This window comes from Xinfangfangia pollutisoli, assembly GCF_020179405.1.
Taxonomy (GTDB): Bacteria; Pseudomonadota; Alphaproteobacteria; order Rhodobacterales; family Rhodobacteraceae; genus Pseudogemmobacter; species Pseudogemmobacter pollutisoli.
Window position 1 is genome coordinate 1 of the sequence record NZ_JAICBZ010000093.1, and the last position, 13,933, is coordinate 13,933.

The 13,933-nt window shown below is 66.8% G+C and carries 11 protein-coding genes and 1 pseudogene; 7 read left to right on the forward strand and 5 right to left on the reverse strand.

Translation table 11 applies throughout. From position 1 onward, the window contains the following. A pseudogene (locus K1Y73_RS18830) lies at nucleotides 1–634 on the reverse strand (hypothetical protein); the annotation flags it as partial. A gap of 171 nt (nucleotides 635–805) precedes the next feature. Here K1Y73_RS18830 and K1Y73_RS18835 point away from each other — a divergent pair. Next, nucleotides 806–1,522, forward strand: a complete 717-nt coding sequence (locus K1Y73_RS18835; RefSeq protein WP_225029851.1) for an SIMPL domain-containing protein — start codon at nucleotides 806–808, stop codon at nucleotides 1,520–1,522. A 100-nt stretch (nucleotides 1,523–1,622) separates the two neighbouring features. Here K1Y73_RS18835 and K1Y73_RS18840 read toward each other — a convergent pair whose 3' ends face one another. Together K1Y73_RS18840 and K1Y73_RS18845 are read right to left on the reverse strand one after the other, a co-directional pair. Continuing rightward, a complete protein-coding gene (locus K1Y73_RS18840) occupies nucleotides 1,623–2,924 on the reverse strand; it encodes an O-acetylhomoserine aminocarboxypropyltransferase/cysteine synthase family protein (protein WP_225029852.1) in 1,302 nt (433 codons plus the stop codon). Between the two features lie 186 nt (nucleotides 2,925–3,110). Continuing rightward, nucleotides 3,111–3,563, reverse strand: coding sequence for an Lrp/AsnC family transcriptional regulator (locus K1Y73_RS18845; RefSeq protein ID WP_225029853.1), 453 nt, complete (start codon nucleotides 3,561–3,563; stop codon nucleotides 3,111–3,113). A gap of 21 nt (nucleotides 3,564–3,584) precedes the next feature. Here K1Y73_RS18845 and K1Y73_RS18850 point away from each other — a divergent pair, with 21 nt between their 5' ends. Continuing rightward, nucleotides 3,585–4,235 carry a LysE family translocator gene (locus K1Y73_RS18850; protein ID WP_404819107.1) on the forward strand — a complete coding sequence of 217 codons (651 nt, stop codon included), beginning with the start codon at nucleotides 3,585–3,587 and terminating at the stop codon, nucleotides 4,233–4,235. Between the two features lie 6 nt (nucleotides 4,236–4,241). On the opposite strand, the gene K1Y73_RS18855 is transcribed toward K1Y73_RS18850, so the two are convergent. Continuing rightward, the gene (locus tag K1Y73_RS18855) at nucleotides 4,242–5,243 is read right to left on the reverse strand and encodes a hypothetical protein (protein WP_225029854.1); all 1,002 of its coding nucleotides are present in this window, start codon (nucleotides 5,241–5,243) and stop codon (nucleotides 4,242–4,244) included. 209 nt (nucleotides 5,244–5,452) lie between these two features. Between K1Y73_RS18855 and K1Y73_RS18860 the strand changes: the two genes are divergently transcribed. After that, complete coding sequence (locus tag K1Y73_RS18860; RefSeq protein WP_225029855.1) at nucleotides 5,453–7,462, forward strand: M3 family metallopeptidase; 2,010 nt, start codon at nucleotides 5,453–5,455, stop codon at nucleotides 7,460–7,462. Between the two features lie 86 nt (nucleotides 7,463–7,548). Here K1Y73_RS18860 and K1Y73_RS18865 read toward each other — a convergent pair whose 3' ends face one another. Then, nucleotides 7,549–8,550, reverse strand: coding sequence for a GlxA family transcriptional regulator (locus K1Y73_RS18865; protein WP_225029856.1), 1,002 nt, complete (start codon nucleotides 8,548–8,550; stop codon nucleotides 7,549–7,551). 69 nt (nucleotides 8,551–8,619) lie between these two features. Between K1Y73_RS18865 and K1Y73_RS18870 the strand changes: the two genes are divergently transcribed. The 4 genes from K1Y73_RS18870 to K1Y73_RS18885 all read left to right on the forward strand — a co-directional run. Further along, nucleotides 8,620–9,534 (forward strand): BKACE family enzyme, encoded by a 915-nt coding sequence (locus tag K1Y73_RS18870; protein ID WP_225029857.1) that lies wholly within the window; start codon nucleotides 8,620–8,622, stop codon nucleotides 9,532–9,534. Nucleotides 9,535–9,586: 52 nt separating this feature from the next. Continuing rightward, nucleotides 9,587–11,053: a carnitine 3-dehydrogenase gene (locus tag K1Y73_RS18875; protein WP_225029858.1), complete on the forward strand. Its 1,467-nt coding sequence runs from the start codon at nucleotides 9,587–9,589 to the stop codon at nucleotides 11,051–11,053. A gap of 4 nt (nucleotides 11,054–11,057) precedes the next feature. Continuing rightward, the gene (locus K1Y73_RS18880) at nucleotides 11,058–12,221 is read left to right on the forward strand and encodes an acyl-CoA dehydrogenase family protein (protein WP_225029859.1); all 1,164 of its coding nucleotides are present in this window, start codon (nucleotides 11,058–11,060) and stop codon (nucleotides 12,219–12,221) included. 321 nt (nucleotides 12,222–12,542) lie between these two features. Next, nucleotides 12,543–13,933 (forward strand): CoA-binding protein (locus tag K1Y73_RS18885; protein ID WP_225029860.1); only part of this gene is annotated, 1,391 nt, incomplete at its 3' end.

A 13,933-nucleotide genomic window follows, 5' to 3' on the forward strand; every position in this document is an offset into this window, starting at 1 on the left:
CCACAGGGGCGGCATCCGCCTCTGGCCCGGCCGCATCGGCGACGGGGGCCGCCATCGCCGCCGCCTTGGCCTCGGCCGCGGCGGCGCGCGCGCCCGGCAGCGCAATCGCGCTACGGTCGCGTTCCACCACTTCGCCCGGGGCCAGCGTGGCCTTTGCCGCCTCGGTCGTGCCGAACCACGGCTCGCCCGAATAGCTGCCCGCTTCGGGGATCGCCACGAAGGAGACCGGGTTGAAGCGATGTTCGGTCGCGAAAGCCTCGGCCTCGGCCAGGGTCTCACGCGCGACGGCGGCGATCTTCACCACCTTGCCGCGCCCCGAGAAGTCAAAGGCGATCTCGTCGCCCCGATAGGGGGTGCGGTCTTCCAGTTCCGCCTGAATCTGCGCCCGCCGCTCGTCCTCGGACGGGCCGGGGGCGCTGATCTCGGCATACAGGATCTGGCTGTTCGGGATCACCAGCTTGGTCGCGATCCCGCCCGGTTCCAGCCCCAGAGCGGTCTTGCGCAGGTAATCCAAAGCCTCGGCCAGGTCGGGCGCATCGAAAGGCGTTTCGCCGATCTGCGTCCAGCCCTTAGCCGTCCGGTGCAGAAGCGCGATGGAAGTATCGCTGAGGTTGAGCGCGAAGTTCGGTTTCATGCGGGCCGGTCTATCATAGGGAGACGGGGCGCGGGAACGCGCCCGGCCGGGGTCGCGCCTTCCTACAGCAGCTTTTCGCCGAAGGGAAGAAAAACACCCGTGAGCGCGCCAAGGAACACTGTCGCATCCGCGTCTTATCGTTGAAACTGCGCAAAACCAAAGGAGCAGATCATGACCCACTTCCCGCAAGGCCTTCGGGCGCTTCCGCTGGCCGCACTTGCCTGCCTGGCGCTGGCCATGCCGCTTCGGGCCGAGACCCAGATGGTGCCGACGATCACCGTGACCGGCGAGGGCAATGTCGAGGCCGCGCCCGACATCGCCACGATCCAGCTGGGCGTGACCAGCACCGGCAAGACCGCGGCCGAGGCGCTGGCGGCCAACAATGCCGCGATGGAGGCGGTGATGGCGCGGCTGACCGCGGCCGGGATCGCCGCGCGCGATCTGCAGACCACGGGCCTGTCGGTCAATCCGAACTGGACCGGCTATGAAAGCTCGTCCGTGGGCGGGCCGCAGATCTCGGGCTACACCGCCTCGAACATGCTGACGGTGCGGGTGCGCGCGCTGGAAGGCCTGGGCGGCGTGCTGGACGCGGCAGTCAGCGACGGGGCCAATACGCTGAACGGGCTGAGCTTCGGGCTGGCCGATCCGAAGCCCGTGCTGGATGCGGCGCGCAAGGCGGCGGTGGCCGATGCGACGGCGCGCGCCACGCTGCTGGCCGAGGCGGCCGGGGTGAAGCTGGGGCAGGTCGTGTCGATCACCGAAGGCGGCGTGGCCTCGGCGCCGGTGATGGTGATGGAGAAATTCGCCCAGGATGCCGGCGTGCCCACCGCGGGCGGCGAAGTCGGCTATTCGGCCAATGTCACCGTCGTGTGGCAACTGGCCGAGTGATCCCGGTCGGATGAAGGCAGGACGCCCGGGGAATTCCCCGGGCGTTTTGCATGTCTAGCGCAGTTCGGGCGCTGATGTCGCGCCGGATCAGGCCGCCAGATCAGGCTGTGGCCTTGGTCATCGCCTGATCCAGATCGGCGATGATATCCTCGACATTCTCGATCCCGATCGACAGGCGCACCACATTCGGCGCCGCGCCGGCCTTGATCTGCTGCTCCTCGGTCAATTGCCGATGTGTGGTCGAGGCGGAATGGATGATCAGGCTGCGCGTATCGCCCAGATTGGCGACATGGCTGAACAGCTTCACATTGTCGATCAGCTTGACGCAGGCGTCATAGCCGCCCTTCAGCGCGAAGGTGAACAGCGCGCCCGCGCCCTTGGGCAACAGCTTCTTCGCCCGCTTCGCATAGGGGCTGGATTTCAGCCCGGCATAGGTGACGAATTCGACCCGCGGGTCGTTCTCCAGCCATTCCGCCACTTTCTGGGCGTTCTGGATATGGCGCTCCATCCGCAGGCCCAGCGTCTCGATCCCCATCAGCGTGTAATGCGCGCCCTGCGGGTTCATCGTCATGCCCAGATCGCGCAGGCCCACGGCGATCGAGTGGAACGTATAGGCCATGTTGCCCAGGGTCGGGTGGAAGACCAGCCCGTGATAGGCGGGTTCGGGCTGCGACAGGCTGGGGAACTTGTCACTGGCCGACCAGTCGAACTTGCCACTGTCAACCACGATCCCGCCGGTCACCGTGCCGTTGCCGGTCAGGTATTTGGTTGCCGAATGCACGACCAGCGTGGCGCCCATCTCGATCGGGCGGCACAGCCAGGGCGTGGCGGTGGTGTTGTCGACGATCAGCGGAATGCCCTTGCGGTCGGCGATCTTGGCCAGCGCCGGAATGTCGGTGACATAGCCGCCCGGATTGGCGATGGTCTCGCAGAAGATCGCGCGGGTGTTCTTGTCGCAGGCCTTCGCGACCGCGCCCAGATCTTCGGTATCGACGAATTTCGCCGACCAGCCGAAGCGTTTGATCGTCTGGCTGAACTGGGTCAGCGTGCCGCCATAAAGCCGCGTCGAGGCGACGATGTTCTTGCCCGGCCCCATCAGCGGAAACAGCGCCATGATCTGCGCCGCATGGCCCGAGGAACAGGCAATCGCCCCCGCGCCGCCTTCCAGCGCCGCCACCCGATTGGCCAGCGCCGAGACGGTCGGATTGGTCAGCCGCGAATAGATGTAGCCCACTTCCTCAAGATTGAAGAGCTTGGCCGCGTGATCCGCATCGCGGAAGACATAGGCGGTGGTCTGGTAGATCGGCACCTGCCGCGCCCCGGTCGCCGGGTCGGGCGCGGTCGCGGCGTGAATGGCCAAAGTGTCGAATCCCATGGGCCTTTCGGCCGGCGTGTCGGTCATGTCTGCCTCCCTTTGCGGTTGCGCGCGAGGTTAGGTCAGCCAAAAGCGGCGGGCAATGGGGCCGAGTGGAACGCGCTTGCCGAGTTTTTCATCAAGACCATGACAGCGTTTCATTCAGGGGCCCGCGTCGGGAACATCCTTCCGCGCCCCCCGCGCGCCCTCGTCCCTGGCCGATCAGGCGCGGTCTCAGGCGCGGTCGTCCTTGGGGCTGCCCATGACCACATAGGTGGTGATCGACCGCACCTGCGGCAGCACGCCCAGCACTTCGGTATGCCAATGCTTGTAGCCCGCCAGATCGAAGGTCTCGATGCGCAGCAGATATTCCACCGTGCCGGTGACGTTGTGGCATTCCCGCACTTCGCGCGCCCTCGAAATGGCGCGTTCAAAGGCCTCTTGCGTGGCCTTGGTGTGGCTGTTCAGCCCGACCGTGACATAGGCGACAAAGCCGGTGCCCAGCTTTTCGCCATCCAGCACCGCGCGGTAGCCCTTGATCACCCCCGCACGTTCCAGCTCTTGCACCCGGCGCAGGCAGGCGCTGGGCGACAGGCCGACACGCTCGGCCAAGGCCAGATTGCTTTGCCGCGCATCGCGCGACAGTTCCTGCAAGATTCGGTCGTTTATGGCGTCAATCTTCGTCATGGATTGCAGAAATAGCCGAAGATGGCGCATCTTCGCAATCTTTTGTCCAAGTCCACGCTGCAGAATTGCGCCATGACCCTGGACACGCTTCTCGCCCTGATCGGCTTTGCCTTCGTCACCTCGGTGACGCCGGGGCCGAACAACATGATGCTTCTGGCCTCGGGGGTGAATTTCGGCTTCCGCCGCACCCTGCCGCATATGGCCGGCGTGGCGGGCGGCTTCGTGGTGATGGCCTTTCTGGTCGGTCTGGGCCTGGCCGGCCTGTTTCGCAGCTTTCCCGCCAGCCTGCTGGCGCTGAAGGCGGCCTCGGTCGTCTACATGCTGTGGCTGGCCTGGAAGATCGCCCGGGCCGGCGCGCCGGGCGCGGGCGAGGCCAGGCCGCGCCCGATGAGCTTTCTGCAGGCCGCGGCCTTTCAATGGGTGAACCCCAAGGCCTGGGCCATGGCGCTGGGGGCGCTGGCGGCCTATCTGCCCGTGCCCAGCCCCGCCGGCAGCCTGGCCGTTGCCGCGGTTTTCGGGGCGGTGAACTTGCCCACGGTGGCGATCTGGGCCGCGGCGGGGCAGGGGTTGCGCCATGCCCTGACCCGGCCCGCCGCGCTGCGCGCCTTCAACTGGACCATGGCGGTCCTGCTGACAGCCTCGCTTTGGCCGGTGCTGCAGATGCAGATCTAGCCGGGCCTAGCGCAGCCACAACCCTTCGCGTTTCAAGGTGTTGCGGATCACCTGCTCGCGATGCGGCAGGGCCGCGCGGTCGAACAGCGCCCGCGCCTTGCGCCCGCCATTCTGGTAGACCATCTGCTTGACCGGCGCCCAGTCGCGCAGGATCCGCCGGTTCGGCTTGTCTTCCGCCACCTCTTCCAGCACCGCCACCGCCAGATCGCTTTCCTTGGCATAAAGCAGCGGCAGCGTGCGGTAATGGCAGGTCAGATCGCCATCCAGCCCCGCCAGGTCCGGCCCCGGACGCCCGCCGCCGAAACTGTGGATCGCCAGCGGCAGGGCGATCTGGTCCAGCCAGGGATAGATCTCCTGGCAGACCAGTGCCTCGGGCCGGTTGTCGCGGATCTCGCGCGCATAGGACAGCAAGCGGCTGCCGAAGCGGCGCGGGCTGGCATGGAAGAACCAGCCGGCGTTGAAATACAGGTAGCGCTGCCAATATTCATCGGGCTGGCGCAGATCCAGCGAGGCGGCGAAATCCAGCCCGAAGCGGTCGTACAGCGCCTTCCAGGTCTGGGCATAGCCGGGCCCGTACAATTCGATCTGCGGCCAGGTCCCCTCGCGCCGCATCGAGGCCGAGGGCCGGTCGAAATCGAAGCTGACAGCGGAAAGATCTCCGGTCACCAAAGTGTCGGTGTCCAGAAACAGGAAGGGGGCCTCGGGCAGGGCGGTCAGCGCCTCGATCTTGTTGCCATGCGGGTAGGTGGCGCCGAAGACCTTTGACTCGAAGGGCAGGAAAGTCGCGCCCAGCTCTTCCAGCCGCGCCCGCAGCGCCGGATCGGTCAGCCGCGGGTCGCGCGGCCACAGGGGGCCGGGCTGCGGCTCGGCCAGAAACAGCTGGCCTTTGAATCCGGGGCAGCTGCGCCGCAGCGAGGCCGCCAGCAGCAGCGCCTCATAGCCAAGCCGCCCGTCCTGAACGACGGCGACGATGTTGAACGCTTGCCCTTCGGGGCGCTTTTCGGCCATTGCCTGCCTGCTTTTGCGGTTTTGCGCCACTATAGGCAGCGCCGCGCCGCCGCGAAAGAGCGATGACCGGGCCCCCGGGCCCGCCCGCCCTTCACTGCCCCGGCATCGCGGCCGATTCCGCTTTCAAACCGGCGCCGCGCCCCGCTAGAACGGCACAGGCCCCGCGCAGCCGCCGCCGGCGCCAGCATCGCCGAAGGAAGGATTCCGTCATGAATGCGCTGTTGAAGGACTGGGCCACCCCATTCGGCCTGCCGCCTTTCGCCGAGATCCAGGACGCGGATTTCGCGCCCGCGATTGACGAGGCGCTGACGCGCGCCCGCAGCGCCATTGCGGCGATCGCCGAAGGCCCTGGCACCGGCTTTGCCGAGGTGATCGAGGCGCTGGAACTGGCCGAGGCCGATCTCGACCGGATCTCGGCGGTCTTCTACAATCTTGCCGGCGCGGATTCGAACGAAGCACGCGAGGAATTGCAGCGCCAGCTTGCCCCGAAGATGAGCGCCTTCGCCTCGGAAGTCACCAACAACAAGGCGCTTTTCGCCAAGGTCGAGGCGCTGTGGCAGGCGCGCGAGACGCTGGATCTGACGGCGGAACAGCAGCGCGTGCTGGATCTGTACCGGCGGATGTTCGTCCGCTCGGGCGCGGCGCTGGACGGCGAGGCCGCGCAACGGCTGACCTCGGTCAAGGCGCGGCTGGCCATCCTGGGCACGCAGTTCAGCCAGAACCTGCTGGCCGACGAGCGGACCTGGTACATGGAACTGGCCGAGGCCGATCTGGAAGGCCTGCCCGATTTCGTGGTGCAGGCGGCGCGCGGCGCCGGGGCCGAGCGCGGTCTGGGCGCGGTGGTCACGCTGAACCGCTCGCTCATCGTGCCCTTCCTGCAATTCTCGCCCCGGCGGGCCCTGCGCGAAAAGGCCTATGCGGCCTGGGTGTCGCGCGGGGCGAATGGCGGGGCGACCGACAATCGCGGCATCGCGGCGGAAATCCTGGCGCTGCGGCATGAACGGGCGCAGCTTCTGGGCTATGCCGATTTCGCCAGCTACAAGCTGGAGCCGGAAATGGCAAAGACCCCGGCCGCGGTGCGCGACCTGCTGATGCGGGTCTGGGCGCCGGCCCGCGCCAAGGCGCTGGAAGATGCCGCCGTGCTGGAGGCGATGCTGCGGGCCGATGGCATTGCCGGCCCGCTGGAACCCTGGGATTGGCGCTATTACTCGGAAAAGCGCCGCAAGGCCGAGCATGATCTGGATGAGGCGGCGCTGAAGCCCTACCTGTCGCTGGATGCGATGCTGGGCGCGATGTTCGACTGCGCGCATCGGCTGTTCGGGCTGGAGTTCCGCGAAATCGACGGGCCCTTCTACCATCCCGATGTGCGCGGCTGGGAGGTCAGCCGGCGCGGCACCCATGTCGCGGTCTTCCTGGGCGATTACTTCGCCCGCGGCTCCAAACGCTCGGGCGCCTGGTGTTCGGCGATGCGCAGCCAGAAGAAACTGGGCGGCGACGTGCGCCCGATCGTGGTCAATGTCTGCAACTTCGCCAAGGGCGATCCCTGCCTTCTGTCCTATGACGATGCGCGCACGCTGTTCCACGAATTCGGCCATGCGCTGCATCAGATGCTGTCGGATGTGACCTATGGCTTCATCTCGGGCACCTCGGTCGCGCGCGATTTCGTCGAACTGCCCAGCCAATTGTACGAACATTGGCTGGAAGTGCCGGCCGTGCTGGAAGCCCATGCGCGGCATTACCAGACCGGCGCGCCGATGCCGCCCGACCTGCTGCAGCGGCTGCTGGCGGCCGGCACCTATGACCAGGGCTTTGCCACGGTGGAATTCATCGCCTCGGCCCTGGTGGATCTGGAATTCCACACCGGCGCCCCGCCGGCCGATCCGATGCAGAAACAGGCCGAGGTGCTGGAAGCGATGGGCCTGCCGCATGCGATCCGCATGCGCCACGCGACGCCGCATTTCGCCCATGTCTTTTCGGGCGACGGCTATTCTTCGGGCTATTACAGCTACATGTGGTCCGAGGTGATGGATGCCGACGCGTTCGCCGCCTTCGAGGAAGCGGGCGATCCCTTCGATCCCGAGATCGCGGCCAAGCTGGAGAAGTTCATCCTCTCGGCCGGCGGCAGCCAAGAGGCCGAGGCGCTTTACCTGCAGTTCCGCGGCAAGATGCCGGGGGTCGAGGCGCTGCTGAAGGGGCGGGGCCTGCTGGAAACCGCGTAGGGGGGCGCTGCCCCCCGCTGCGCTCCCCCGGGATATTTCTGCAGAGAGGAAGGCCGCAGCGCAGGCTTTTATGCCTTCCTCTCTGCCTAAATATCCCGGGGGCCCGGGGGCTGGCCCCCGGCCCGCCCTTTCCGCACCTGCCCCGGCGCCTGATCATAGGCGCGCTTGAAGGCGCGGCTCAGCGTGGCGGGGCTGGTAAACCCGGTGCGCAGCGCCACATCGGCCAGGGGCAGCGGGGTTTCCGCCAGCATCCGCCGCGCCGCCTGCAGCCGCAGCCCCAGCATATGTGCGCCCGGTGTGATGCCCAGCGCGGCGCGGAACAGCGCCTCCAGCCTGCGGGGCGACAGGCCCACGGCGGCGGCGGTTTCCGAAACCGGCTCGGGCGCGTCGATCCGCGCCTCCATCCGCGCCAGCGCCGCCGCGACGCGCGCATCCAGCACCGGATCGCGACTTGGCGGGGCGATCTGCGGCTCGGCCCCCGGCCTTGCGCGGGTCAGGAAGCTGTTCGCGACCTGCCGTGCCAGCGCCGCCCCGTGCCGCGCCCGGATCAGATGCAGCATGAAATCCTGCGCCGGGGCTGCACCGCCGATACAGGCGCGGTTGCGGTCGATCACATAGCGGTCAGGCACCACCTCGACCTCGGGGAAACTGGCGGCCAGATCCTCCAGATCCTCCCAATGCACGGTCGCGCGATAGCCGTTCAGCAGCCCCGCCCGGGCCAGAACCCAGGGGCCCGCATCGACCCCCCCCACCAGCGCGAAGCGCGGCGCGATGCGGGCCAGATCGCGGATCAGGCCGCGCGTCACCGCCTCTTGCAGCCGATAGCCGGCGATCACGATCAGCGCCTCGGCCCCCACCGCCGCCGCCAGCGGCCCCGATGAGGGCAGCGACAGCCCGCAGGTCAGCGGCGCCGGCGCGCCATCGGGCGTCACCACGCGCCAACGATAGGCCTCATGCCCGAGCTGGCGGTTCGCGTTGCGCAACGGGTCCAGCGCCGAGGCGACCTCAAGGATCGAGGCCTGGGGCAGCACCAGCAGCGCGATGGTCAGCGGGCCGCGCGCCGGCGTGAAGATTGCATTTTCCGCCATCCGAATTTCGTAAAGTGCAAAACATGCCCGCGCAAGGGGGCTAAGCTGCCGCCAAGACAGGAGGGCCCCATGCCGCTGACCATGAATCGCGAAGTCTTCATCACCTGTGCCGTCACCGGCTCGGGCGGCACGCAGGACCGCTCGCCCCACGTGCCGCGCTCGCCGCAGCAGATCGCCGAAAGCGCGATTGCGGCGGCCAAGGCGGGGGCGGCGGTGGTGCATTGCCATGTGCGCGACCCCGAAACCGGCAAACCCGCCCGCGATCCGGCGCTGTACCGCGAAGTGACCGAACGCATCCGTGATTCGGACACCGATGTCGTCCTGAACCTGACCGCTGGCATGGGCGGCGACCTGATGTTCGACGGCACCGAGGCGATGAACCGGATGAGCCAGAAATCCGACATGGCCGGTGCTGCGGAACGCGTGGCCCATGTCGTCGAATGCCGGCCCGAGATCTGCACGCTCGACTGCGGCACGATGAATTTCAACGAAGCCGATTACGTCATGGTCAACACGCCCGGCATGCTGCGCGACATGGCCAAGCGCATGGTGGCCTCGGGCACGCGGATCGAGATCGAGGCCTTCGACACCGGCCATCTCTGGCTGGCCAAGGCCTTGGCCGATGAAGGCATCATCCCCGATCCGGTGCTGGTGCAGCTGTGCATGGGCGTGCCGTGGGGGGCGCCGGATGACCTGAACACCTTTATGGCCATGGTCAACAATGTGCCCAAGCACTGGCACTGGTCGGCCTTCGCGCTGGGTCGCCATCAGATGCCCTATGTTGCGGCCTCGGTCATTGCGGGCGGCAATGTGCGGGTGGGTCTGGAAGACAATCTCTGGCTCGACAAGGGCGTCTTGGCCACCAACGCGCAACTGGTGGAACGCGCCGCCACGATCATTGAAAACCTGGGCGCGCGGGTGATCACGCCGGCCGAGGTGCGGGCGCGGCTGAAGCTGGAAAAGCGCGCGCCGGTGGCGAAGTAAGCCCGGCGTCACCTTACACAATCGAACATTTACAGACAGGAACAGGCCGCAAATGGCGCGCAAGGTTGCAATTATCGGGGGTGGGGTGATCGGCGGCGGCTGGGCCGCGCGCTTCCTGCTGAATGGCTGGGACGTGGGCGTCTTCGATCCCGATCCCGAGGCGGAACGCAAGATCGCCGCGGTCATGGCCAATGCAAGGCTGGCGCTGCCGGCGCTGTCGGACGTGCCGATGCCGCCCGAGGGGACGCTGACCTTCCACGACACGATCGGCGACGCGGTCGAGGGTGCGGAATATGTGCAGGAAAGCGTCAGCGAACGGATCGAGCTGAAGCACAAGGTCTATGCCCAGCTGCAACAGGCCAATCCGGGCGTGCTGATCGGCTCCTCGACCTCGGGCTTCAAGGCCAGCGACCTGCAACAGGGCAGCCCGGCGCCGGAAAACATCATCGTCGCGCATCCGTTCAACCCGGTCTATCTGCTGCCGCTTTCGGAAATCTCGGGCAGCCCGAAGAACACCGCCGAAACCGTTGAAAAGACGGTGCAGATCATGAAGGACATCGGGATGTTCCCGCTGGTGATCCGGCATGAGATCGACGCCTTCATCGGCAACCGCTTCCTCGAAGCCGTCTGGCGCGAGGCCTTGTGGATGCTGAAGGACGGCATCGCCACGACCGAGGAAATCGACGAGGCGATCCGCATGGGCTTTGGCCTGCGCTGGGGCCAGATGGGCCTGTTCGAAACCTATCGCATCGCCGGCGGCGAGGCCGGCATGCGGCATTTCATGGCGCAATTCGGCCCGGCGCTGAAATGGCCCTGGACCAAGCTGATGGACGTGCCCGAATTCAACGACGAGCTGGTCGATCTGGTGGCGAACCAGTCCGACGCGCAATCCGGCGCCTATGGCATCCGCGAGCTGGAACGGATCCGCGATCAGAATCTGGTGGGCTTCCTGCGCGCGCTGAAAGAGCGGAACTGGGGCGCGGGCAAGGTGCTGCGCGAACATGACGAACGCCGCGCGGCCGCCTTCCTGGGCGATCTTGACAGCGCGCCGAAAGCCGAACCGCTGGTCATGGCCCAGCTGCAGGTCCTGCCGGGCTGGATCGACTATAACGGCCATATGACCGAAAGCCGCTATTACTTCGCCAATTCCGAAGCGGTCGACAATTTCCTTCGCCTGATCGGGGCGGGGATGGACTATGTCGCCGGCGGCCATTCCTTCTATTCGGCCGAAACCCATATCCGCCATCTGGGCGAGGCGAAACTGGGCGATCGGCTGACCTGCACCCTGCAGGTGATCTCGGCCGACGAGAAACGCTTCCGGTCCTTCGTGCGGGTGATGAAGGGCGACGAAACCGTTGCCACGATTGAACAACTTTGCCTGCATGTCGATATGACGGCGGGCAAATCCGCCCCCGCCGCGCCGCAGGTCTGGGCGAAGCTGAAGGCCATCGCCGAGGCGCAATCCGGCCTGCCCCTGCCGGAAGGTGCGGGCCGCGCGGTGGGCCAGAAGAAGGACTGAGACCATGGATTTCGGCCTGACCGAAGAACAGCAGATGATCGTCGACACGACGCGCGCCTTTGTGGAAGCCGAGCTTTACCCGCATGAGGCCGAAGTCGAACGCACCGGCATCCTGCGCGAAGAGCTGCGCAAGGAGATTGCGCAAAAGGCCATCGCCGCCGGTCTTTACGCTGCCAACATGCCGGTCGAAGTCGGGGGCGCGGGGCTCGATACCCTGACCTGGCTTCTGTACGAAAAGGAACTGGGCAAGGCGAATTACGCCCTGCACTGGACCTGCGTCTCGCGCCCGTCGAACATTCTGCTGGCCTGCGAAGGCGATCAGCGCGAGGCTTACCTCTTCCCCTGCATCCGCGGCGAAAAGCACGATTGCCAGGCGATGACGGAACCGGGCGCCGGCTCGGACCTGCGCGGGATGAAATCTTTCGCCCGTCAAGATGGCGATGACTTCGTGCTGAACGGCACGAAGCATTTCATCAGCCATGCCGATGTGGCGGATTTCGCCATCGTCTGGGTGGCCACCGGCGAGGAAGACACGCCGCGCGGCCGCAAGAAGCTGATCACCGCCTTCCTGGTCGACAAGGGCACGCCCGGGTTTTCGGTGCGCGAGGGCTACAGGAATGTCAGCCATCGCGGCTATAACAACATGGTGCTGGAATTCGACGAATGCCGGCTGCCGAAATCCCAGATCCTGGGCGAGGTTCACAAGGGTTTCGAGGTGGCCGGCAAATGGCTGGGGGCCACGCGGCTGCAGGTTGCCTCGACCTGTCTTGGCCGGGCGGAACGAGCGATGGGCCATGCGCTGGCCTATGCGGCCGAGCGCACGCAGTTCGGCCAGCAGATCGCCAAGTTCCAGGGCATCAGCTTCAAGCTGGCCGATATGGCGATGGAGCTGAAGGCGGCCGAATTGCTGACCCGCGAGGCGGCCTGGAAATACGACCAGGGCACGGTGACCGAGGCGGATATGGCGATGGCCAAGCTGAAAGCGACCGAGGTTCTGGCCAAGATTGCCGATGAGGCGATCCAGATCCATGGCGGCATGGGGCTGATGGACGAATTGCCGCTGGAACGGATCTGGCGCGATGCCCGGGTCGAGCGGATCTGGGAAGGCACCTCGGAAATCCAGCGCCACATCATCAGCCGCGAATTGTTGCGGCCTCTGGGGGCATGAGACCCGGTCGGGGCCTCCGGCATCGGACCCCGGGGGTTTCACACCCCCGGACCCCCGTGGGATATTTACGAAGAGAAGAAACAACGAAATGTTAACCCTGATCCGCGATCCTGAGTCCACGGTACAGGCGGGGACGCCGATGACCGTAAGGGGAGAAGGCACCCTGCTCTGCCAAAGCGGGGCAGGGTGTTGCCCCGATCCTCGACGGTCTTTCTTCTCTTCTCAAAAATCCCGTGGCGAGCCAGCGAGGCGCCATCGGTCCGAGACCGCTGGCGAGGGGGGCAGCGCCCCCGGCGGTGTCCGCAAGCGTGGAGGTCGGGCATGAGCCGTCTCGACCGTCTGCTCCGCCCGCGTCACATCGCCGTTCTGGGCGCCGGCTGGGCGCTGAATGTGATCGAACAATGCCGCAAGATGGGGTTTCAGGGCCCTGTCTGGCCGGTGCATCCGACCAAGACCGAGATCGGCGGGCTGAAAGCCTATCCGTCGCTTGCCGACCTGCCCGAAGCGCCGGATGCAACCTTCATCGGCGTCAACCGCCATGCCACCTTGGACGTGGTGGCCGAGCTTGCCGCCATGGGCGCGGGCGGCGCGATCTGTTTCGCCAGCGGATGGACCGAGGCCGGCGCGCCGGAATTGCAGGACAGGCTGATCGCCGCGGCGGGCGAGATGCCGATCCTTGGCCCGAATTGCTATGGGGTGATCAATTACCTCGACGGCGCGCTTCTTTGGCCCGACCAGCATGGCGGCATCCGCATCGACCGCGGCGTGGCGCTGGTCAGCCAATCCTCGAACATCGTGATCAACATGGGCATGCAGCAGCGCGGCCTGCCGGTTGCCTATGTGGCCTGTCTGGGCAATGCCGCGGTCGTGGGACTGGCCGAGCTGACCGGCGCCCTGCTGGATGATCCGCGCGTCACCGCCGTGGGGCTTTATATCGAGGGGATCGACGATGCCCCGGCCTTTGCCGCGCTGGCCGAAAAGGCACGCGCGCTGGGCAAGGGCGTCGTCGCGATCAAGTCGGGCAAGACCGAACTGTCGCGCACGGCCGCGGCCTCGCATACCGCCTCGCTGGCCGGGGGCGGGGCTGCCTCCAGCGCCTTCCTGCGCCAGATCGGCGTGGCCGAGGTGAACACGCCTTCGGAACTGATCGAGACGCTGAAGATCTTCCACAGCCATGGCCCGCAGATCGGCACGCGGATCTGCTCGCTGTCCTGTTCGGGGGGCGAGGCGGGGCTGGTGGCCGATCTGGCCGCGCCGCATGCCATCGACTTCCCGCCCGTTCCGCAAGCCACGCATGACCGGCTGTTCGCGGTGCTGGGCGAGATCCCGACGATTTCCAACCCGTTGGATTACCACACGTTCATCTGGGGCGACGGGCCGAAGACGACCGAGGTCTTCTCGGCCATGCTCGAGGCCTATGATGCCGGGCTCTACATCATCGACACGCCGCGGACCGATCGCTGCGATCCGTCCAGCTACCAGCCGGCGCTGGACGCGATCGTCGCCGCGCAGAAGGCCACCGGAAAGCCTGCCCTGCCGGTCGCCTCGATCGCCGAGAATTTCGGCGAGGCGCGGGTGGCCGCGATGATGGAGCAGGGGGTCTGCACGCTTCTGGGGCTGGAAACCGCCCTTGCGGCGGTGAAGGCCGCGCAGACCCCGCCGGGTCCCCCCGGCTGGCGGCCCGCGCCGGCGTTGGCGCCGCGCGAGACCCG

Excerpts from the sequence above, each read along its gene's own strand:
- K1Y73_RS18875 (WP_225029858.1), top strand. The coding sequence starts at position 9,587 with ATGGCGCGCAAGGTTGCAATTATCGGGGGTGGGGTGATCGGCGGCGGC.
- K1Y73_RS18865 (WP_225029856.1), bottom strand. The coding sequence starts at position 8,550 with ATGGCGGAAAATGCAATCTTCACGCCGGCGCGCGGCCCGCTGACCATC.
- K1Y73_RS18880 (WP_225029859.1), top strand. The coding sequence starts at position 11,058 with ATGGATTTCGGCCTGACCGAAGAACAGCAGATGATCGTCGACACGACG.
- K1Y73_RS18835 (WP_225029851.1), top strand. The coding sequence starts at position 806 with ATGACCCACTTCCCGCAAGGCCTTCGGGCGCTTCCGCTGGCCGCACTT.
- K1Y73_RS18850 (WP_404819107.1), top strand. The coding sequence starts at position 3,585 with ATGGCGCATCTTCGCAATCTTTTGTCCAAGTCCACGCTGCAGAATTGC.
- K1Y73_RS18860 (WP_225029855.1), top strand. The coding sequence starts at position 5,453 with ATGAATGCGCTGTTGAAGGACTGGGCCACCCCATTCGGCCTGCCGCCT.
- K1Y73_RS18855 (WP_225029854.1), bottom strand. The coding sequence starts at position 5,243 with ATGGCCGAAAAGCGCCCCGAAGGGCAAGCGTTCAACATCGTCGCCGTC.
- K1Y73_RS18845 (WP_225029853.1), bottom strand. The coding sequence starts at position 3,563 with ATGACGAAGATTGACGCCATAAACGACCGAATCTTGCAGGAACTGTCG.
- K1Y73_RS18840 (WP_225029852.1), bottom strand. The coding sequence starts at position 2,924 with ATGACCGACACGCCGGCCGAAAGGCCCATGGGATTCGACACTTTGGCC.
- K1Y73_RS18870 (WP_225029857.1), top strand. The coding sequence starts at position 8,620 with ATGCCGCTGACCATGAATCGCGAAGTCTTCATCACCTGTGCCGTCACC.